The organism is Brevundimonas sp. FV1ps31S, assembly GCF_058681265.1.
The window spans coordinates 1,831,625-1,850,612 of sequence record NZ_CM178735.1 but is presented as its reverse complement, the minus strand read 5'-3'; the positions used below and the strand labels follow the sequence as shown (position 1 = coordinate 1,850,612).

Sequence of the window (18,988 nt, the reverse complement as noted above, 5' to 3'; positions counted from 1 at the left end):
ATTGCTCAAGAGCCTGTCCCGCCTTGCGCGACTTGAAGCCGTGGCTTGGCGGGCGGCGGCGGCGGGGCTAGAAGCCCGGCGATGCAGACCTTTACGATCAGCCGCGTCGGCGGACAGGGCGACGGCGTCGCCGAGACGCCGCAGGGGCCGGTCTTCGCCGGTCTGACCCTGCCGGGGGAGACGGTGCGGGGCGAGGTCGTCGATGGACGGCTGGAGCGGGTCGAGATCGTGACCCCCAGCGCGGACCGGATCGCGCCGGTGTCGCCCCAGTATGGCGACTGCGGCGGGTGCTCGCTGCAACACTGGGCGGACAAGCCGTATCTGGAATGGAAGCGCGAGCAGGTGCGGCGGGCCCTGGCGCGCGAGGGGATCGAGACCGAGATCGAGGCGACGGTGGCCAGTCCGGCCGGGACGCGGCGGCGCGCAGCCCTGCACGCGCGGCGGACCCAGGACGGTCGGGTGGTGCTGGGCTTCAAGGCGCGGCGGTCGTGGCGGCTGGTCGAGGTGCGGGAGTGCCCGGTGGCCGATCCGCGGATCATCCGCGCCATCCCGGCCCTGACCGAGGTGGCGGCGGCCTTTCTGGAGCATCCCAAGTCGGCGCCGACCCTGCACGTGACCTGGACCCTGTCGGGGCTGGACGTGGATGTGACGGGGGTCGAGCGGCGCTCGGGCGGCGGGCTGTCGGCCGACGCCCAGATGCGGGCCATAGCGGCGGCGCACCGGGCGGATCTGGCGCGGCTGAGCCTGGCCGGCGACACCCTGGTGATGGCGCGCCAGCCGAAGATCAGCTTCGGCCCCGCCACCGTGCCCCTGCCTGCGGGGGGCTTCCTGCAAGCCGTGCCCCAGGCCGAGGCGGCCATGGTCGAGCGGGTCGTGGCGGCGGTGAAGGGCGCCAAGAAGATCGCCGACCTGTTCTGCGGCGCCGGGACTTTCACCTTCCCGCTGGCGACGGTGGCGCCGGTGATTGCGGCCGACGCGTCCAAGGCGGGGATCGAGGCCCTGAAGGCGGGCGTGGGCTCGGCCAAGGGGATTAAGGCGATTACGGCCGAGGCGCGCGACCTGTTCCGGCGGCCGCTGACCCCCTATGACCTGAAGGGCTGCGACGCCATCGTGTTCGACCCGCCGCGTGCAGGGGCTATCGACCAGACGGCCCAGATCGCCGGGACCAAGGCCGGGGTGGTGGTCGGGGTGTCGTGCAACCCCCAGACCTTTGCGCGAGATGCGCGGGTTCTGATCGACGCCGGGTTCCGGCTGGAGCGGGTCACGCCGGTGGACCAGTTCCTGTGGTCGGCCCATGTCGAACTCGTCAGTATTTTCAAGCGGTAGGCGTCATGGATGATGAGCTTGAAGAAGACGGTGGCGGGTTCGATGCCGACGATTGGAGCCGGTTGACGCCCTTCGTCGGGGCGGTGGCGACGCTGGACGACGTCCAGGCGCGCCGGGCCGTCTTCGCCCTGGGCGAGACCGACGATCCGCGCCCGATCGCCATGGACCTGCCCCAGCCGGTGATCTGGTGGGAGGAGGACGGCGAACAGGCGGCGGTCGCGGTCCAGGCCGAGAGCCATCTGGGGCCGGACGGCGAGGAGATGGAGATCCTGGGCCTGATCCTGCCGGATGGGGAGGGGGCCGTGGCCCTGATGGAGGACGTCGATCTGGTCGACGACACCGACCCGACCTGGCGCGATCTGGTGACGCGGGCCGTCGATCCGTCGGCGGCGGACGCCGACTGAAATAGACTCAATCCACTTGAAAAAATTTGAGTCTATTTGAGTCTAATCTCGGCCGTGAGGCAGCGCTGAGGGCGACCGTGCGACGTGTTCGGAATGTCAAAGACCAAAAGTCGATCCTAACACGGCCCGAAAGGGTGATGCATCGAGCGTCACTTGTTGATGTCAACGCATTGAATAAAAGAGACAGTTCTAAAAAAATTGCGCGCGATGACGAGTAAGGGCGAAATGCGCCGCTGATGCTAAGGTTGAGGCGTCTTGGTGGGAGATCCTTCAGATGTCGTTAGAAAAGCGGATCGAGTTGATTGACTCGCTGATCGAGGAACGTCCTGAGCTTCGAAAGCCCATCACGAACCAACCAAGCAGCATGCTGACAGGGAATTGGGATCTGCTGGCTTACAGCTACCAGCAGAGCTTTGAAGCGTTATGGGATCATGCATTTCGGCAAACATCAGGGCTCGCCCAACTGCCATTGATGATGCTTTGCAGGCAGAGCGTAGAACTCACCATTAAGGCCGCAATACAGGCGACTACGCAGGCGCAGCCGCCGAATGGACACGGCTTAACCGTCCTTTTTGATCGCCTTCTAGCGGCTCGGGAGGAAGCCGGCTGTTTTGAGCAAGGCGACGACGAATACACGCGCGAAATCAGACAAGCCGTTGTTAATTTGCAAGAAATAGACATGCGGGCGGACCGATTTCGTTATCCGAATGACCTGAATGGTAAAGCCTATCCAGGATTCAACGTGGACTTGGAGCAGTTGTTACAGATCCATTGGCTCATTACGACCTGGTGCGACTGCGCCAGCACCGAAGCTGAACAGTATTATCTCCACGTCCGCAGCTGACGAACGCCTGATTCCGCTTCGCGGCTACCCGAACAACTCCAGCTGCGGCCGAGCGTCGGCGGGAACGCGGAACTGGGTTTCGTCCAGCAGTCGGAGCGGCGTATCGAGGCCGTAGCGTTTGACGGCGGCCTTGAAGCGGGCGCCGATCAGTTCGGCGACGGGGCCGGTTCCCTTCATGCGCTGGGACCAGTCGGCGTCGTAGTCCTTGCCCCCGCGCGTCTGGCGGATCAGCGACATGACGCGGGCGGCGCGGTCGGGGCGGGCGTCGGCCAGCCACTCGCGAAACAGATCCTTGATCTCCAGCGGCAGGCGCAGGGTGACATACATGGCCCGCGTCGCCCCGGCCTTGGCCGCCGCCTCGAGCACCGATTCCAGTTCGTGGTCATTCAGGCCGGGAATGACCGGGGCGAAGCCGACGCCGACGGGACAGCCTGCGTCGGCGAGCCGGCTGATGGCCTCCAGCCGTTTGGCCGGGGTCGAGGCGCGGGGCTCCATGGCGCGGGCCAGGCCCCGATCCAGGGTGGTGATGGAGACGAAGGCCGAGGCCAGGCCGGCCTGACCCATGGGGCCCAGAATATCGGCGTCGCGCGCGATCAGCACCGACTTGGTGATGATGCTGAAGGGGTGGTTGAAGCGCCGCATGACCTCGAGGATCGAACGGGTCGATTTCAGCTCGCGTTCGACCGGCTGATAGGGGTCGGTATTGCCGCCTATGTGGATGCGCTTGCACCGGTATCGGGGGGCGAGGAAGGCCTGTTCCAGCAGACGTGCGCCCTCGGGCTTGAAGAAGATCCGGCTCTCGAAATCCAGGCCCGGGGATAGGCCCATCCAGGCATGGGACGGACGGGCGTAGCAGTAGATACAGCCATGTTCGCAACCTTTGTACGGGTTGATGGAGCGGTCGAAGCCTATGTCCGGACTGTCATTCCGGGCGATGATGGTGCGTGCGTGTTCGGGCGTGAGCGTGGTGCGCAGCGGCGCGGCCTGGGCGTCGTCGGGCGTCCAGCCGTCGTCGAACGATTCATGCTGCTGGGGCTCGTAACGGCCTGTCGCATTCGAACGCGCGCCTCTTCCCTTGGCGGATTTCATGGGAAGGAGGGTGGATTAGAAATGAGAACATAGCAAGAACATTGTTGACTTTGCACTGGGACAATGTTCTGTAGCAACAACAGATACAGGAGCTGTTGCTAACTGGCGCGCGCTGGGTCTATCTGGCGCTCATGACCGCGCCCAACCGCTATTCCACCGTCGCCATCGCCCTGCACTGGGCCGTCGCCGTCTGTATCCTGTCGATGATCCCGATGGGGTGGTGGATGACCGCCGCCATCGAACAGCCGGGCAGCCAGGCCCTGGCCTATCGGGTGTTCCAGATCCACAAGTCGGTCGGCTTCCTGATCCTGGCCCTGACCGTGGTGCGGATCGTCTGGCGACTGACGCGTCGGCCGCCGGCCCTGCCGGGCGGGATGAAGCGATGGGAGGCCTTCGCCGCCAATGCGACCCATGTGGCCTTCTACGCCCTGATGCTGGCCCTGCCGCTGACGGGGTGGCTGTATGTCTCGGCCGGATGGGCCGTGGCGCAGGACCGGGCGCTGGAGGTGGCGACCAGCTGGTTCGGCCTGTTTCCGATCCCGCATCTGCCGGGCGTAGCCGAACTGGCGGCGGGCGCGCGGCGGGCATTGGCCTTCCAGGCCATAGGGGCCCATGCGGCCATGGCCTGGGGCGCGGTCGTCCTGATTGTCCTGCACGTCGGGGCGGCGCTGAAGCATCAGTTCGTCGACCGCGACGGGGTGCTGGCGCACATGGTTCCTTTTCTGAAAGCGGGGCATGAGACGACGGTTTCCCCGCCGTCTTCGCCCTGGGTCGAGCGCGGCGTGGGCGTGGCCCTGATCGCGGTCGTGGCCATGGCCGGGGCGGTGGCGGCGCGGCCCTATGCAAGAGCTGAGTTGGAGGCAGCTCGGACGGAGGCGTCCGTTCCAGCCTCGACGCCGGCGCCCGAGATCGCCGCTGCGCCGGAAAGCGCGGCGCCCGAACCGGTCGTGGAGGAGACGACGCCCCAACCCGTGAAGGCCGGCGCCTGGACCATTGATCGCGCCGCCTCCAGCATCGCGTTCGGCGGAACCCAGTCTGGCGCAGCCTTCAAGGGGCGGTTCGAACGGTGGGACGGTCAGGTCCGGTTTGACCCGGCCGATCTGGCGGGCTCAAAGGCGGTGATCACGGTTCAAACGGCCTCGGCCCGCACGGGCGATGCGACCCAGGAGGGCTCGCTGCAGGGGGCTGAATGGTTCGATCCGAGCCAGTATCCGACCGCCCGATTCGAGACGACAGGGTTCCGCGCCCTGGGCGGGAATCGGTATGAGGCGAGGGGCACGCTGAAGATCAAGGCCACGAGCCTGCGTGTCGTCCTGCCCTTCGCCTTCCGCGAGACCGGCGGCGTCGCGACGGTGCAGGGGCGGCTGGAGCTGGACCGGACGGCGCTGAACCTGGGGATGGAGACCGACGCGTCCGGGGACTGGGTCTCGAAGATGATCGATGTCCAGATCAAGGTCTCGGCGCGACGGGCGGAGTAGGGCGCCGAATGCGCCGCCGCTTGCCCTGAGGGAAGTCAGGCCTTAGGGGTCCGCGCTCTTGATCAATGATTCAGGGAGCGGTCGATGACCCTCGCACTTCTGTTTCCGGGACAGGGCAGCCAGGCCGTCGGCATGGGCGCGCAACTGGCCGACGTCTTCGCCTCCGCCCGCGAGGTCTTCGCCGAGGTGGACGAGGCCCTGGGCCAGAAACTGTCGGTGCTGATGCGCGAAGGCCCCGAGGACCAGCTGACCCTGACCGAGAACGCCCAGCCCGCCCTGATGGCGGTGTCCATGGCGGCGATCCGGGCGCTGAAGGTCGAGTTCGGTTTCGATGTCGCGACGGCGGCCTATGTGGCCGGTCACTCGCTGGGCGAATATTCGGCCCTGGCGGCGGCGGGGGCGATCTCGCTGTCGGATACGGCGCAGCTGCTGAAGCTGCGCGGCCAGGCCATGCAGCGCGCGGTTCCGGTGGGGCAGGGGGCGATGGCCTCGCTCATCGGCCCCAAGACCGATCTGGCCCTGGCCGAGGCGGCGGCGGCGGCGGGCGCCGAACTGGGCGTCTGCGTGGTCGCCAATGACAACAACGCCGGGAACATCGTCATTTCGGGCGAGAAGGCCGCTGTGGACCGGGCTATCGAAAAGGCCAAGGAACTGGGCGCGCGGGCGATCCCGCTGAACGTCTCGGCGCCCTTCCACTGCCCGCTGATGCAGCCGGCGGCCGACGAGATGGCGGCGGCCCTGGCCTCGGCGACCATCCTGGCTCCGGCGGTTCCCGTGGTTGCCAATGTTCTGGCGCGGCCGGAGCGCGATCCAGAGGTGATCCGTCGACTGCTGGTGGAGCAGGTGACAGGCCGGGTGCGCTGGCGCGAGAGCATGGAGTGGATGGCGAGCGAAGGTGGGGCGACCCGCTTCGTCGAGATCGGCTCGGGCAAGGTGCTGACCGGCATGGCCAAGCGGATCGCGCCGGACGCCGAGAGCCTGCCATTGAACACGCCGGAAGAGTTGGAAGCCTTCGCGAAGGCTCTGGTCTAAAAGCCGTGACACGGGGCTCAGCGATCCTTTGGATCTGGGCGGCGAGCATCGTCCTCGTCTGGATCGCGGTCGCGGTCGATCTTGGGCAACCGCTGTGGGCGCGTCAGCATTCCATTGACCTGACGGCCTATGGGGCCTTCGAAGGTCGCACTTTAACGGTGGAGCACGGGTGGAGGCTGATGGCGTCGCAATGGTTGCACGTCAAGTTTCCACATATGCTGTTCAACGCCGCCATCATCGGCCTGGTCGGGGCGGCGTTGACGCGGCGGATGAACTGGCCTTCGGTATTGGCCTTGGGCTTGATCGGGGGCGCTTGCGGGCAGTTGGCGTCAGCGCTGGCGCAGCCGCAAGCCTATGTGTCTGGGGCTTCGCAGGCCTATCTGGCGCTCTGTGCAACGGCGCTTTTGGTGCTGGATCGCAGGAGCGTGGGCTGGTGGTCGGCGGTCGTAGGCGTTCTGGTCAGCGTGGCGCTGGACCTGTTCGTGAGCGGCCATGCGGGCGTAAAGCCCGGACATATCGTACCCTTCGCTATCGGTTTGATCGTTGGCGGCGGTTTTCTATTGTTGGACAGACATCGGCCTGATGGGGCGGTGCTTCGGAGGACATGATGTTCAATCTTGCAGGCAAGACCGCGCTGGTGACCGGCGCGACGGGCGGGATCGGCGGGGCGGTGGCGCGGGCGCTGCACGCCCAGGGCGCGACCGTGGTGCTGTCGGGCACGCGCGAGGCCGTGCTGGCGGATCTGGCCAAGGAGCTGGGCGAGCGGACGCATTTCGCGACGGCGAACCTGTCGGACCCCGAGTCGGTCGATAATCTGGTCGCGGCGGCCGAGGCGGCGGCGGGCGCGCCGCTGGACATTCTGGTGGCCAATGCGGGCATCACCAAGGACGGCCTGCTGATGCGGATGAAGGACGAGGACTTCCAGTCGGTCATCCAGATCAATCTGGAGAGCTATTTCCGCCTGACCCGCGCCGCTGTGAAGGGGATGATGAAGCGCCGTTCGGGACGAATCATCGGCGTGACCTCGGTGGTCGGCGTGACCGGCAATCCGGGCCAGACCAATTATTCCGCGTCCAAGGCCGGGATGATCGGCTTCTCCAAGTCGCTGGCGCAGGAAGTCGGGTCGCGCGGCATTACGGTCAACTGTATCGCGCCGGGCTTCATCGCCTCGCCGATGACCGATGTGCTGAACGACCAGCAGCGCGAGACCATTCTGGGCCGGATTCCGGCCGGTCGGCTGGGCACGGGCGACGAGATCGCGGCCGCCGCCGTCTATCTGTCGTCGGACGAAGCGGCCTATGTCACGGGCCAGACGCTGCACGTGAACGGCGGCATGGCGATGATCTGATCATCGTCACGACGTTTTACAGACTATTTCCTGCCCGAACGGCTGTGCTAAAGGGCAGGAACACGAAGGCGGTTCGAGCCATTGAGCTTGCATCACCGACGTTGCCGTGAGACGGCGATTTACAAGCTACCCCCGCCTCTACGGCGATTTTAAACAGGCAGAGAGACACTCATGTCCGACACCCTCGAGCGCGTTCGCAAGATCGTCATCGACCACCTGGACGCCGATCCGGACAAGGTCACGGAAAAAGCCAGCTTCATCGACGACCTGGGCGCCGACTCGCTCGACAACGTCGAGTTGGTGATGGCCTTCGAAGAAGAATTCGACATCGAGATCCCGGATGACGCCGCCGAGCACATCCAGACGGTCGGCGATGCGGTCAAGTTCATCGACGAAAAGTCGGCCGGCTGATCCCAGCCCCCGACTGGCGGCCGAAAGGCCGACGGTTCACAGGGCCGCCCGGCGCTCCTAGCGGAGACGCCCGGCGGCCTTTACTGTTTCTGACCCTTGCGAATCCGCAGTGATTCCTCGGGCCGGATTGGAGTGGAAGGAGCACGCACCATGCGCCGCGTCGTCGTTACGGGCATCGGTCTGCTGACCCCCCTTGGCTGGGGTGTCGACAAGAGCTGGAAGGGTATCGTCGAGGGACGGTCGGGCATCGGTCCGATCACCTCGTTCGACACCACGGGCTATGGCTGCACCATCGCCGGCGAAGTGCCGAGCGTCGATGGACGCGGCGGCGGCGGCGAGGGCGACTTCGACCCCGAGAAGATCATGTCGGTCAAGGACCGCAAGCGCGTCGACGACTTCATCCTGTACGCCATAGCGGCGGCGGACGAGGCGCTGCACGACGCCAACTGGAAGCCCGAGACGGACGAGGACAAGGAACGGACCGGGGTCATGGTCGGCTCCGGCATCGGCGGCCTGGGCCCCATCGCCGAGACGGCCATCGTGCTGAAGGAACAGGGGGTGCGCCGTGTCAGCCCCTTCTTCATCCCCAGCGCCCTGATCAATCTGGCCGGGGGTCAGATCTCGATCCGGCATGGGCTGAAGGGTCCGAACCATGCGGCGGTGACCGCCTGCGCCACCGGGGCCCACGCCATCGGCGACGCGGCGCGGATGATCGCCCTGGACGACGCAGACGTGATGGTGGCGGGCGGGGCCGAAAGCTCGGTCGTGCCGATCGGCATCGCCGGCTTCCTGGCCTGCAAGGCTCTGTGCACCGCCTATAACGACACGCCGGAGAAGGCGTCGCGGCCCTATGACCGGGGCCACGCCGGCTTCATCATGGGCGAGGGCGCCGGGATCCTGGTGCTGGAGGAGTACGAACACGCCAAGGCGCGCGGGGCCAAGATCTACGCCGAGGTCGTCGGCTACGGCATGAGCGGCGACGCCTATCACATCACCGCCCCGTCCGAGGATGGCGAAGGCGGGCTGAGAGCCATGAAGATGGCGCTGAAACGGGCCGGGATGGAGCCGTCGAATCTGGATTACGTCAACGCCCACGGCACCTCGACCATGGCCGACTGGATCGAACTGAAGGCCATAGAGCGGCTGGCCGGCGATCACGCCAAGGATCTGGCCGTCAGCTCGACCAAGTCGATGACGGGCCACCTGCTGGGCGCGGCGGGGGCCATCGAGGCTGCCTTCTGCGTGCTGGCGATCCGCGATCAGGTGGCGCCGCCGACGATCAATCTGGACGATCCGGAGATGGAGACGCCGATCGACCTGGTCCCGCACAAGGCCAAGCCGATGAAGATCGACGTCGCCATGTCCAACAGTTTCGGCTTCGGGGGCACCAACGCCTCGGTGATCTTCAAGAAAGTCGACTGACATGTTCGGACGGGGGCGGGGCGACAGGAGAGTTGAGAAACGATCGGGCCTGACGGTCAGCCTGCTGACCGCCTCGGCGACTTTCAGCCTTTTCCTGATCGCCGCCCTCGCCATCATCTGGGGTGTCTATTACGGTCCCGGACCCGGCGCCCGTCAGGGGGACCGCACGGTCGTGACCCTGGCCAGCGGATCGGGAGTCTCGGCCATCGCCGCCCAGCTGAAGGCGGCGGGGGTGATCCGCTCCACCGACCTGTTCAAGGCGGCGGCGACCTTTACCGGGGCGGACCGCAAGCTGCGCGCCGGGGAATATGAGGTGCCGTCGGGCGCCTCGCTGGCCGGGGTTTTGAACCTGCTGGTCGAGGGGCGGGTGGTGCGCCATTTCGTGACCCTGCCGGAAGGCTGGTCCTCGGCCCAGGCGCTGGACATCCTGGCCAAGGAGCCGGTTCTGACCGGGACGGTCGAGGTGACGCCGGAGGAAGGCAGCCTGTGGCCCGACACCTATGAGATCGCGCGCGGCGATACGCGCCAGTCGGTGATCGACCGGATGCAGCGCGCGGCCAACGAGAATCTGCGTCTGCTGTGGGCCCAGCGCGGGCCGGGAACCGTGGTGCGTAATCCCGAGGAGGCGGTGATCCTGGCCTCCATCGTCGAGAAGGAGACCGGTCTTGCGGCCGAGCGCCCGCGCGTGGCGGCGGTGTTTTCCAACCGGCTGCGCCAGGGGATGCGGCTGGAGAGCGATCCGACCATCGTCTATGGCCTGACCCAGGGGCGGCCTTTGGGACGCGGCATTCGACGGTCGGAACTTCAGCGCCCGACGGCCTGGAACACCTATCAGATCGACGGCCTGCCGCCGACGCCGATCGCCAATCCAGGCAAGGAAGCCTTGCAGGCTGTGCTGAACCCGCCGGCCGAACAGGCCCTGTTCTTCGTCGCCGACGGATCGGGCGGCCACGCCTTCGCCGCCACCTATGAAGAGCATCTGCGCAATGTCGCGCGCTGGCGCCAGATCGAGCGCCAGAAGGCGGGCCTGCCGCCAGAAGCGCCGGCTCCGGCCGCGCCGGACGCCACCACTGCGCCGATGACCGCGCAAGGCGATCAGGGCGAGGAGGCCACGATCACCCTGCCTGCGGGCGCATCCCAGGGCCTGAGATGAACGTGATTTCGGGAATGACCGGCTTCGGTCGCGCCGACGGCGCCGACCATGGCTGGACCTGGTCGGTCGAGGCGCGCTCGGTCAACGGTCGCAATCTGGAGGTCCGGTTCCGAGGGCCGAACGGGTTCGACGCCCTGGATCGCCTGACCAAGACGGCGGCGCAGACGCGATTCGCGCGGGGCCAGATCACGGTCGGGGTCCACGCCACGCGCTTGGAGGGCGGCGAGGCGACGGTGACCATCAATGCGCCGGTGCTGGCCCGCTATCTGACCCTGGCCAACGAACTGGCCGAGGACGGGGCGACGCCGCCGTCCGCCGATGGCCTGCTGGCCCTGCGCGGCGTCATTGAGACGCCGGAAGAAGTCGAGGACCCCGAGGCCCGCGCCGCGCTGGAGACCGCGATGGCGCGGACCGTGGAAGCGGCGCTGGACGCCCTGAAGGGATCTCGCCATGCGGAGGGCGCCCAACTGGCGCCCCTGTTGTTGGACTTCATCACGCGGATCGAAACCCTGGTCGGCTCGGCCGAGGGCGAGGCCCAGGCCCAGGTCGAGGCCATACGCGACCGGTTCCGCCGCCGCATGGCCGAATTGGCGCCCGATGCGCCGGGTCTGGAGGATCGGATCTTCCTGGAAGCGGCAGCCCTGGCGGCCAAGGCCGACGTGCGTGAGGAGCTGGACCGGCTGACGGCCCATGTCGGCGCGGCGCGCCAGTTGATGGCCTCGCCCCCGGCGGGACGGAAGCTCGACTTTTTGATCCAGGAATTCATGCGCGAGGCCAACACCCTCTGTTCGAAATCGGCTACGACCGCGCTCACCGGAATCGGCCTCGAGCTGAAGGCCGTCATCGAACAGTTGCGTGAACAGGTCCAGAATGTCGAATGAACGCTCGCCCCGTCGGGGCGTCCTCCTGATCGTCGCCAGCCCGTCGGGCGCGGGCAAGACGTCGCTGTGCCGCCGGCTGATGGCGGATCACGGGGGGCTGGAGCTGTCCGTCTCGATGACGACGCGGGGTATCCGTCCCGGCGAGGTCGATGGGCGCGACTATAATTTCGTCGATCGCGAGCGGTTCCAGAAGCTGATCGACGCCGACGCCTTCCTGGAATGGGCCGATGTTCACGGCAATCTGTACGGCAGCCCGCGCGGCCCCGTGGACCGCGCCCTGGCCGAGGGACGCGACGTGCTGTTCGACATCGACTGGCAGGGCGCGCGCGACGTGGCCGAGAAATGCCCCGAGGATGCGGTGCGGGTGTTCATCCTGCCGCCCAGCCTGGAAGAACTGCGTCGTCGCCTGATCACCCGGTCGCAGGATTCGGACGACGTCATCGAACGCCGCGTCGCCAACGCCAAGGGCGAGATCGAACACTGCGACGCCTTCGACTATGTGATCGTGAACGAGGATTTCGACCGGTCGTACGCCGAGCTGGCGCACATCTATCACGCCGAGCGGTCGCGCCGGTTCCGCAACCTGTGGGTGGGAGATTACAAGGCCGCCCTGATGAGAGAGCCTGTATAGAGAGCGACGACACCGCGACCGGCGGGGGCTTCCTGATCGCGATGTCGTCTTCAGCCCTACGCAACTGATCCGTTTATACGAGGACGCGGATTCCAGAGCGTAAATTTCGTTATATGGATGATTGCTTAGGGAAAGATCCCTGTCGTTTTCATAGCGGCATGCGGTCCGCGAACCAGGGCGTGAGCCGGGCCAAGGCTTCGCGAATCTCGGGTGTCGACAAGGCGAAGCTGAGACGGATGAAACGTCGGCCGTCGATGGGGTCGAAATCCACGCCTGGCGCCGTCGCCACGCCGGTGTCGCGCAACAGTTGTTCGCAGAAGGCCACGCTGTCGTCGGTCAGATGTCCGATGTCGGCCCAGATGTAGAAGGCCCCGTCGGGCGGAGCGATACGCCTCAGTCCCATGGCCGGAAGGGCGTCCAGCATCAGCTGCCGGTTGCGACGGTAGGTGTCGATATGGCCCTCCAGCTCGTCCACGGCGTCCATGGCCACCAGACCGGCGTGCTGGCTGAGGCTGGGCGGGGTCAGGAACATGTTGCCGATATAGGCGCGGGCAGCGTCGATTAGGGTCTCGGGAACCAAGAGCCACCCCAGGCGCCAGCCGGCCATGCTCCAGTATTTGGAGAAGCTGTTGATCACCATGGCGTCGGGCGCGAACTGCAGCATCGACGGGGTCGGGCCGACGTAGGACAGGCCGTGGTAGATCTCGTCCGAGAGGATGGCGATGTTGCGCGCGCGGCAAACCTCGGCGATGGCGGCGAGTTCGGCCTCGGGGATGATGGTGCCCGTCGGATTGGCGGGGCTGGCGATGATGACGCCGGCGGGGGCGGGATCCAGGGCTTCCAGTTGGGCGGCGGTCAGCTGGAAGCGGGTCTCGGGACCGCAGGCGATCTCCACCGGCTGCAGATGCAGGGCGCGCAGGCTGTTGCGATAGGCGACATAGCCGGGACGGGCCAGGGCGATGCGGTCGCCCGGCTTGAACCGGGCGCTGAGGGCCAGGACGAGGGCGGGTGAAGCCCCGCAGGTCAGCAGGATGTTGGCGGGATCGACCGTGACGCCGTACCGATCCTGGTACAGGCGGGCGATGCGGGCGCGCAGGTCGGGGCTCTCCCAGTAGCCCATGCCGTCGGCGTCCAGCACCTGGTGCGCGCGGGCGATGGCGGCGGCGGGGGCGCCGGTCGAGGGCTGGCCGAACTCCATATGGATGATCGAGCGGCCTTCGGATTTCAGCTGGTGCGCCAGGCGGCTGACGGTAATGGCGCGGAAGGGTTCTACGGTCATGCCAGGGCGTCCGCTAATCTGAGGAAACCCGCCACGTCCACCGTTTCGGCCCGGACATCCGGCTCGATGCCGGCGGCCTCGCACAGGGCGGCGCCGCCGAGCTGTTTCAGGCTGGAGCGCAGCATCTTGCGGCGCTGGCCGAAGGCGGCGGCGGTGACGCGTTCCAGCTTCTTCAGGCGTTCGGGCGACGGGCGCTCGTCCAGCGGAACCAGATGGACCACGGCCGAGGCCACCTTGGGCGGCGGGGTGAAGGCGGCGGCGGGCAGGTGCATGACGATGCGGGCGGTGCAGACGGCCTGGGAGATGACCGCCAGACGGCCATAGGCGTCCTCGCCGGGCCCTGCGGCCACACGCTCGGCGACCTCCTTCTGGAACATCAGGGTCAGGCTGTGGGGCAGCCAGGGCCCGGTCAGCCATTTGATCAACAGGGCCGTGCCGACGTTGTAGGGCAGGTTGGAGACCAGATGGGCGGGGCCGGAGACCAGATCCGCTTCCTTCACCTTCAGGGCGTCGGCCTCGACGATGGTCAGGCGGCCGGAGCCGTCGTCCAGTTCGGTCAGCAGGGGGACGAAGCGCGGGTCCTTTTCGACCAGGATCACGGGGCCGGCGTCGGATTCGAGCAGGGCGCGGGTCAGGCCGCCGGGGCCGGGGCCGACCTCGATCACGGCGCGGCCGTCGAACGGGCCGGCGAGGCGAACGATCTTGCGCGTCACATTGAGGTCGAGCAGGAAATGCTGACCGAAGCTCTTCTTGGCCAGCAGGCCGTGAGCGTCGAGGGTTTCGCGGAGGGAGGGAAGGTCGGTCACACGCCCTGTTAGCGCGCGGCGCGGGCCGCCGCCATCTCCGATGCCAGACGAATGGCGGCGATCAGGCTGTCGGGACGCGCGAGCCCCTTGCCGGCGATGTCGAAACCGGTGCCGTGGTCGGGCGAAGTGCGGATGACGGGCAGGCCCAAGGAGACGTTCACACCGCCCCAGAAGTCCAGGGTCTTAACCGGGATCAGGGCCTGGTCATGGTACATGCAGAGGGCCGCGTCATAGGTGGCGCGGGCGTCGTCATGGAACAGGGTGTCGGCCGGTTTGGGATCGGTGATGTCGATCCCCTCGGCGCGGAGTTGCCGGGCGACCGGGATCAGGATGTCGATTTCCTGGAGCCCCAGGGCTCCGCCTTCGCCGGCATGCGGATTCAGGGCGGCCATGGCCAGGCGCGGACGGGCGATGGCGAAGTCGCGCTTCAGGCTCTCGTGGACGACGCGGGCGGTGCGGGCGACCCGCTCGGTCGTGACCAGTTCCGGAACCTGATCCAGGGCGACGTGGATTGTGACCAGGCAGGCGCGCAGGTCGCGGGCGGCCAGCATCATCACGGGGCCGCGCGTGCCCGCGTAAGGCGCGTCAGCCGTCAGTTCGGCGATGAATTCGGTGTGACCCGGGAAGCGGAAGCCCGAGGCGTACATGGGCGCCTTGGCGATGGGGGCGGTGACGAGACCCGACGCCTCGCCGGACAGGACGAAGCTGACGGCCTCCTCGATGCCGTCGGCGACGGCGGAGGCGTTGGCGGGATCGGGGGTTCCGACCACGACCGCAACGGGCAGGGGGCGGTGGATGACCGGCAGGGCCCGCGCGAATCGGTCAAGGGCGTCAGCGGGGCTGTTGATCTCGACGACCGGAACACCCTGGTCCCGCAGCAATGCGGCGTCGCCGATGACGGCGAAGGCCAGGGGTTCGGTGTTGAGCGCGCGCCAGGCGGCGGCCACGATCTCCGGCCCGACGCCGGCGGGTTCGCCCAGCGTCAGGACCAGAGGCGGGGTCATTTGAACTCGATGAGCGCGTCGTTGCGCAGGTCCCGCACGTAGCGGCGCTCGAGCACGGCCAGGTTTTGCGAGCGCAGGCGGCCTTCGACCTGTTGGCGGTTCGGCGCCTCGGGGCCACCGACGCGACGACCGCAGACCGCGACCAGGTGCAGGCCCAGCGGGGTGCGGATCGGGGTCGAGACAGAGCCGATCGCTCCTGTGCGGGCGAACTGCTGGAACTGGGGCGCCAGGTCGGCGACGTCGGATTCGCCGAGATCCGCGCCGATCACGCCCTGGGTCGCGCGGGCCTGGGACAGAATGTTGTCGCAGGTCAGACCTTGGCTCAGACCTTCGAGGGTGCGGGTGGCGGCGGCGATTTCAGCCTCGGACGCCGTTTCCGGCAGTTCGACCATCACCTGTCGCAGCGACACCAGGCTGGTGGCCGCGCCGTCGCGCTTGTCGCGCATGTAGATGATGTAGACCCCGCCATCGACCGGAACGGGGTTTGACAGCTGACCCGGCTGGAGCTGGTCGAAGATCGACTGCAGGGCCGGCTGAACCGTGCCCTTGACCACCCAGCCGGCGTCGCCAGGGACGCGGGCCGAGGCGGATGGGGCCGAGGAAAACTGCTGGGCGACAGCCTGGAAGGGCGCGCCCTGGATGATCTGCTGCACCAGCTGGCGGGCGCCGTTCACGGCGGCCTCCTGGCCGCCGACGCGGGCGGCCTCGATGTAGATTTCACCGATCAGATATTGGGGCTGGGCTGCAGCTTCGTTGAGGCGACGCACCTCCTGATCAACCTGCAGAGTGCTGGGCCGCGCGCGGCTGCCGAACCGGCCGGGCACCAGTTGCTGCCATGCGATCTCGGTCCGCAGGTTCTCGCGGAAGGCGTTCGGCAGGATGCCGCCCTGCTGGAGGAATTCCATATAGGCTGCGGGCGTTACGCCGGCCTGTCGCGCCATCTGCGCGATTTCCTCGTCGATTTCCTGGTCGGAAATCCTGAGGGTGTCGAACTTGGCGATTTCCGCCGTCTTGAGCCGCTCTTCAATCAGACGGTTCAGCGCCGCCTGCTGGATGGCGGGCAGGTTCTGCTCGGTGGGCTGGACCTGGGACGAGGCGATCAGCATCAGCATCTGCTGCCGCAGATCGAAGCCGGTGATGATCTTGTCGTTCACCGTCGCCACGATGCCGTCCGCCATCTCGAACTCGGGCGCGGGACGCGCCGTCGTCGGGCCATCGCCGGCGGCTGGATTGGGCGCGCCTGCGGCGGTCGCCTGGGAGGGCGCCGTCTGACCATGGGCCGAACCGGCGAGGAGAACCGCCGCGAGCGCAGCTCCCGTCGAATAACGCATCAAACCCATTGGTCGTCCTGATTCCTCACAGCGGTCCATCTGCCGGGTCGGCAGGCGGTCGCGCCCCGTAAAGCGTCATGCTCAACGCATTTCGCCCTGTCCATAACCTGAACCTCCGAAAGTGGCGAGGTTTAGGCGCACATAGATGCCGTCCGAAGGGCCGCTGGCCCGGACACGCGTATTGTCGCGGCGATAACCGACTTCGACGCGGAAACAGTCGTCGTCGAACAGCAGGCCGACTTCCTGACGCGTGATGACGTCGCGTTCCATGTCGGCGATGCCCGAGACGGACACGCCCCAGTCGCCGTAGATGAACTGTTGCCCCGACAATTGCACAAACTCGTAGTTGCGGTTCTGGTCGCCGGCCAGCGGGTTCGACCGGTCCACGATATAGCTGACGCTGGCCAGGTTGCGTCGTCCCCAGCGTCCATCCACCGCCGCCTCGGCCCGGCGAACGTCGCCGGACCCGTCCACGGTGGCGTGCCCCCAACTGCGAATCCGGTCCGAAGGCGAGAAACTGCCCTGGACGACCCAGTCGGAAGCGGATGACGCCAGACCGGTGGGGTCGTACAACTGACCGGTCGGGCTGTCCGGAATCGTCGTGCGGAAGGCGTCCTCGTCGTCGGCGCGATAGCTGCGGCCGACAAAAAGACTGGCGCTGCGGCCTTCGGACCAGCGAATCGTCGCGCGCCCCCCCGCCGTGACCCGCGCCCCGCCTTCGATCAGGTCGTAGCCGGAGAAGCGGTCCATCCTGAACAGCGACGATTCGTCCAGTTCGATGGTCTGGGAGTCCTCGTTCGGAATTCGAGGGTCGATGTCGGCCTTGTTGGAGATCGAGATCTGAACGACCGGCTCCAGGATGATGTCCGCGCGCTGGGTGCGGCGGATCAGCGGATAGCTGACGTCCACGCCGGCGCTGGCGCGGGTCCGGCTGAGGGTCTCGTCGCTTTCAACGCCCATCATCGGCGGGAGGTCGGATAGGGAATAGAGATCGACCCTGGTGTCTACGAAGGGTTCGATCCGCAGGCCGCGGCCGGTGATGAAGACGCGTCGCCATTCCGCCTGAGCCGTGACCCGGCGGCTGTCGACGCCAGCGAGACCGCTCGTGTCGGTCGGCACGATGTCGGGGTTCAGGACCGGGGCGCCGACGAAGCTTTCGCGATACAGCGAGACGGCGGAACCCTTGACCCGCAGACGTCCGCCGAAGACGGGGGCGGCGGGTTCCCAGCGCGCATCGACCAGGGGCGCGACCAGGGGCAGGGTGTCGTCGCGCTCGAAGACCTTGAATCCGGCGGCGTCGCGGAAGTCGTTGTCCTCGAAGGCGGGGTCCAGTCGCAGGCTCTGGATCGAGAAGGCGGCGACCGACACATAGGCGCGGTCAGTCTGGCGCTCGGCGTAGATCTGGCTGATCAACCGGCGACGGTCGCCGTAATAGAGGCCGTTGTCCTGATAGGGATCGCGAATGTCGTAGCGGTCGAACAGGGTCTTGTCGGAGGTGCGTTCGGCGGTGAAGCCGAAGCGCCACGGGCCCTGAGGATCGAACTCGCCGTTGGACAGCAGATAGGAGCGGTGCTCCTCGTCGCCGAACCGAACATTGCTCTCGTAGTCGCCGTCCCCGTTTAGATCGAAGTCGCCGAAGTTCCGCTCGTAGGTGTAGCCGCCGCGCGCGACGATGGAGCCCTCAGCGAACCGGCGGCGCCATTGCAGGTTCAGCAGGGGCGCGACTCCGGCGTTGATCTGGGGGCTGATAAGCCAGTCTTCCGACGGCGAGACCACGTGCAGATAGGGTTGCTCGATCGAGACGCCGCCGCGGCCTTCGTCATAGTTGATGATGGGCACCAGCAGGCCCGAGGCCCGCTCCACCGTCGGATCGGGGTGGGCGAAGAAGGGCGTATAGAAGACCGGGACCCCGCCGACGCGGAAGATGGCGTTGCGGTAGATGACGGCGCGCAGGGCCTCGTCCTGAACCACTTTTTCGGCCTGGATGGAGACGCTGGGCGTCTTGGGGCCCTTGGCGTCACAGATTGGGCAGGGCGTGAAGATCGCGTAGTTCAGCTCGTTGACGTTCTCGCTGCGTCGCACTGCAGTCGCTGCCATCAGGCTGGCGCCATTCTCGAAACGCGTGGCGAAATCGACGGCGACCGCCGCCTTCAGCTCACGGTCTGTCTCCAGATGACTGGCGTAGACGATGGTGCCGTCCGCAGAGATCGCCTCGACCCGCCCGCTGGCCGAGGCTGCGCCGTTGGACAGGTCGTAGGCCAGACTGTCGCCGCGCAAGACATTGCCGTCGGCGCGCAGATAGACCCTGTCGCCGCTGTTGCTGTCCGCCGTGATCAGATCGCCGACGCGTTTGGCGCTGCCGGCGTCGACATAGACCGCGCCCTTGGACAAGCCGTCAGACACGGGCGGCGTGGTGGAGGGGAAGGCCTGGATGTCAGCCTGAGCCGCAGCCTCGCCGGCGAAAGGCACGCAGACGAAAAGGGCCGCGCCGGCCAGAAGCCGCGCCCTGAAGGCCTTGGAACGCTGATCGCGATCACCCTGCATGAACC

At 67.0% G+C, this 18,988-nt stretch carries 18 protein-coding genes; 12 read left to right on the top strand and 6 right to left on the bottom strand.

From position 1 onward, the window contains the following. The first annotated feature begins 81 nt into the window (after positions 1–81). The 3 genes from ACVPT3_RS08760 (at position 82) to ACVPT3_RS08750 (ending at position 2,574) form a co-directional block, all read left to right on the top strand. Positions 82–1,326 carry a class I SAM-dependent RNA methyltransferase gene (locus ACVPT3_RS08760; RefSeq protein ID WP_492043745.1) on the top strand — a complete coding sequence of 415 codons (1,245 nt, stop codon included), beginning with the start codon at positions 82–84 and terminating at the stop codon, positions 1,324–1,326. Positions 1,327–1,331: 5 nt separating this feature from the next. Next, complete coding sequence (locus tag ACVPT3_RS08755) at positions 1,332–1,730, top strand: hypothetical protein (RefSeq protein ID WP_492043744.1); 399 nt, start codon at positions 1,332–1,334, stop codon at positions 1,728–1,730. A gap of 274 nt (positions 1,731–2,004) precedes the next feature. Then, positions 2,005–2,574: a HEPN domain-containing protein gene (locus tag ACVPT3_RS08750; protein WP_492043743.1), complete on the top strand. Its 570-nt coding sequence runs from the start codon at positions 2,005–2,007 to the stop codon at positions 2,572–2,574. 24 nt (positions 2,575–2,598) lie between these two features. Here ACVPT3_RS08750 and ACVPT3_RS08745 read toward each other — a convergent pair whose 3' ends face one another. Continuing rightward, positions 2,599–3,663, bottom strand: coding sequence for a PA0069 family radical SAM protein (locus ACVPT3_RS08745; protein ID WP_492043742.1), 1,065 nt, complete (start codon positions 3,661–3,663; stop codon positions 2,599–2,601). 131 nt (positions 3,664–3,794) lie between these two features. On the opposite strand from ACVPT3_RS08745, the gene ACVPT3_RS08740 reads away from it, so the two are divergent. From ACVPT3_RS08740 to gmk, 9 genes are all read left to right on the top strand, one after another. After that, a complete protein-coding gene (locus tag ACVPT3_RS08740) occupies positions 3,795–5,141 on the top strand; it encodes a cytochrome b/b6 domain-containing protein (protein ID WP_492043741.1) in 1,347 nt (448 codons plus the stop codon). Between the two features lie 84 nt (positions 5,142–5,225). After that, complete coding sequence (fabD, locus tag ACVPT3_RS08735) at positions 5,226–6,173, top strand: ACP S-malonyltransferase (protein ID WP_492043740.1); 948 nt, start codon at positions 5,226–5,228, stop codon at positions 6,171–6,173. Between the two features lie 5 nt (positions 6,174–6,178). After that, positions 6,179–6,781, top strand: coding sequence for a rhomboid family intramembrane serine protease (locus tag ACVPT3_RS08730; RefSeq protein WP_492043739.1), 603 nt, complete (start codon positions 6,179–6,181; stop codon positions 6,779–6,781). Further along, positions 6,781–7,521: a 3-oxoacyl-[acyl-carrier-protein] reductase gene (gene fabG / locus ACVPT3_RS08725; RefSeq protein WP_492043803.1), complete on the top strand. Its 741-nt coding sequence runs from the start codon at positions 6,781–6,783 to the stop codon at positions 7,519–7,521. Before ACVPT3_RS08730 ends, fabG begins: the two co-directional genes overlap by 1 nt. Before the next feature lie 171 nt (positions 7,522–7,692). Beyond that, complete coding sequence (locus ACVPT3_RS08720) at positions 7,693–7,932, top strand: acyl carrier protein (protein ID WP_008264317.1); 240 nt, start codon at positions 7,693–7,695, stop codon at positions 7,930–7,932. Between the two features lie 150 nt (positions 7,933–8,082). Next, entirely contained in the window at positions 8,083–9,354 is a 1,272-nt protein-coding gene (gene fabF / locus ACVPT3_RS08715) for a beta-ketoacyl-ACP synthase II (RefSeq protein WP_492043738.1), read from the top strand. 1 nt (position 9,355) lies between these two features. Beyond that, positions 9,356–10,507 carry an endolytic transglycosylase MltG gene (mltG, locus tag ACVPT3_RS08710; RefSeq protein WP_492043737.1) on the top strand — a complete coding sequence of 384 codons (1,152 nt, stop codon included), beginning with the start codon at positions 9,356–9,358 and terminating at the stop codon, positions 10,505–10,507. Then, on the top strand, positions 10,504–11,388 hold the full coding sequence (locus ACVPT3_RS08705) for a YicC/YloC family endoribonuclease (protein ID WP_492043736.1): 885 nt from the start codon (positions 10,504–10,506) through the stop codon (positions 11,386–11,388). The genes mltG and ACVPT3_RS08705 overlap by 4 nt, the downstream gene beginning before the upstream one ends. Then, entirely contained in the window at positions 11,378–12,019 is a 642-nt protein-coding gene (gmk, locus tag ACVPT3_RS08700) for a guanylate kinase (protein ID WP_267513219.1), read from the top strand. Before ACVPT3_RS08705 ends, gmk begins: the two co-directional genes overlap by 11 nt. A 148-nt stretch (positions 12,020–12,167) precedes the next feature. Here the strand turns inward: gmk and ACVPT3_RS08695 are convergent, their stop codons facing one another. From ACVPT3_RS08695 to ACVPT3_RS08675, 5 genes are all read right to left on the bottom strand, one after another. Beyond that, positions 12,168–13,298: a pyridoxal phosphate-dependent aminotransferase gene (locus ACVPT3_RS08695; protein ID WP_492043735.1), complete on the bottom strand. Its 1,131-nt coding sequence runs from the start codon at positions 13,296–13,298 to the stop codon at positions 12,168–12,170. Further along, positions 13,295–14,104, bottom strand: coding sequence for a 16S rRNA (adenine(1518)-N(6)/adenine(1519)-N(6))-dimethyltransferase RsmA (gene rsmA / locus ACVPT3_RS08690; RefSeq protein ID WP_492043734.1), 810 nt, complete (start codon positions 14,102–14,104; stop codon positions 13,295–13,297). Before rsmA ends, ACVPT3_RS08695 begins: the two co-directional genes overlap by 4 nt. 8 nt (positions 14,105–14,112) lie before the next feature. After that, positions 14,113–15,108: a 4-hydroxythreonine-4-phosphate dehydrogenase PdxA gene (pdxA, locus tag ACVPT3_RS08685; RefSeq protein ID WP_492043733.1), complete on the bottom strand. Its 996-nt coding sequence runs from the start codon at positions 15,106–15,108 to the stop codon at positions 14,113–14,115. Then, positions 15,105–16,448, bottom strand: coding sequence for a peptidylprolyl isomerase (locus ACVPT3_RS08680; protein WP_492043732.1), 1,344 nt, complete (start codon positions 16,446–16,448; stop codon positions 15,105–15,107). The genes pdxA and ACVPT3_RS08680 overlap by 4 nt, the downstream gene beginning before the upstream one ends. 72 nt (positions 16,449–16,520) lie before the next feature. Next, the gene (locus tag ACVPT3_RS08675; protein ID WP_492043731.1) at positions 16,521–18,983 is read right to left on the bottom strand and encodes an LPS-assembly protein LptD; all 2,463 of its coding nucleotides are present in this window, start codon (positions 18,981–18,983) and stop codon (positions 16,521–16,523) included. Between the last annotated feature and the right edge of the window lie 5 nt (positions 18,984–18,988).

Bases quoted from the DNA above. Each gene is read 5' to 3' on its own strand.
- ACVPT3_RS08760 (WP_492043745.1), top strand. From the start codon at position 82: ATGCAGACCTTTACGATCAGCCGCGTCGGCGGACAGGGCGACGGCGTC.
- ACVPT3_RS08755 (WP_492043744.1), top strand. From the start codon at position 1,332: ATGGATGATGAGCTTGAAGAAGACGGTGGCGGGTTCGATGCCGACGAT.
- ACVPT3_RS08750 (WP_492043743.1), top strand. From the start codon at position 2,005: ATGTCGTTAGAAAAGCGGATCGAGTTGATTGACTCGCTGATCGAGGAA.
- ACVPT3_RS08745 (WP_492043742.1), bottom strand. From the start codon at position 3,663: ATGAAATCCGCCAAGGGAAGAGGCGCGCGTTCGAATGCGACAGGCCGT.
- ACVPT3_RS08740 (WP_492043741.1), top strand. From the start codon at position 3,795: ATGACCGCGCCCAACCGCTATTCCACCGTCGCCATCGCCCTGCACTGG.
- fabD (WP_492043740.1), top strand. From the start codon at position 5,226: ATGACCCTCGCACTTCTGTTTCCGGGACAGGGCAGCCAGGCCGTCGGC.
- fabG (WP_492043803.1), top strand. From the start codon at position 6,781: ATGTTCAATCTTGCAGGCAAGACCGCGCTGGTGACCGGCGCGACGGGC.
- ACVPT3_RS08720 (WP_008264317.1), top strand. From the start codon at position 7,693: ATGTCCGACACCCTCGAGCGCGTTCGCAAGATCGTCATCGACCACCTG.
- fabF (WP_492043738.1), top strand. From the start codon at position 8,083: ATGCGCCGCGTCGTCGTTACGGGCATCGGTCTGCTGACCCCCCTTGGC.
- mltG (WP_492043737.1), top strand. From the start codon at position 9,356: ATGTTCGGACGGGGGCGGGGCGACAGGAGAGTTGAGAAACGATCGGGC.
- ACVPT3_RS08705 (WP_492043736.1), top strand. From the start codon at position 10,504: ATGAACGTGATTTCGGGAATGACCGGCTTCGGTCGCGCCGACGGCGCC.
- gmk (WP_267513219.1), top strand. From the start codon at position 11,378: ATGTCGAATGAACGCTCGCCCCGTCGGGGCGTCCTCCTGATCGTCGCC.
- ACVPT3_RS08695 (WP_492043735.1), bottom strand. From the start codon at position 13,298: ATGACCGTAGAACCCTTCCGCGCCATTACCGTCAGCCGCCTGGCGCAC.
- pdxA (WP_492043733.1), bottom strand. From the start codon at position 15,108: ATGACCCCGCCTCTGGTCCTGACGCTGGGCGAACCCGCCGGCGTCGGG.
- ACVPT3_RS08680 (WP_492043732.1), bottom strand. From the start codon at position 16,448: ATGGGTTTGATGCGTTATTCGACGGGAGCTGCGCTCGCGGCGGTTCTC.
- ACVPT3_RS08675 (WP_492043731.1), bottom strand. From the start codon at position 18,983: ATGCAGGGTGATCGCGATCAGCGTTCCAAGGCCTTCAGGGCGCGGCTT.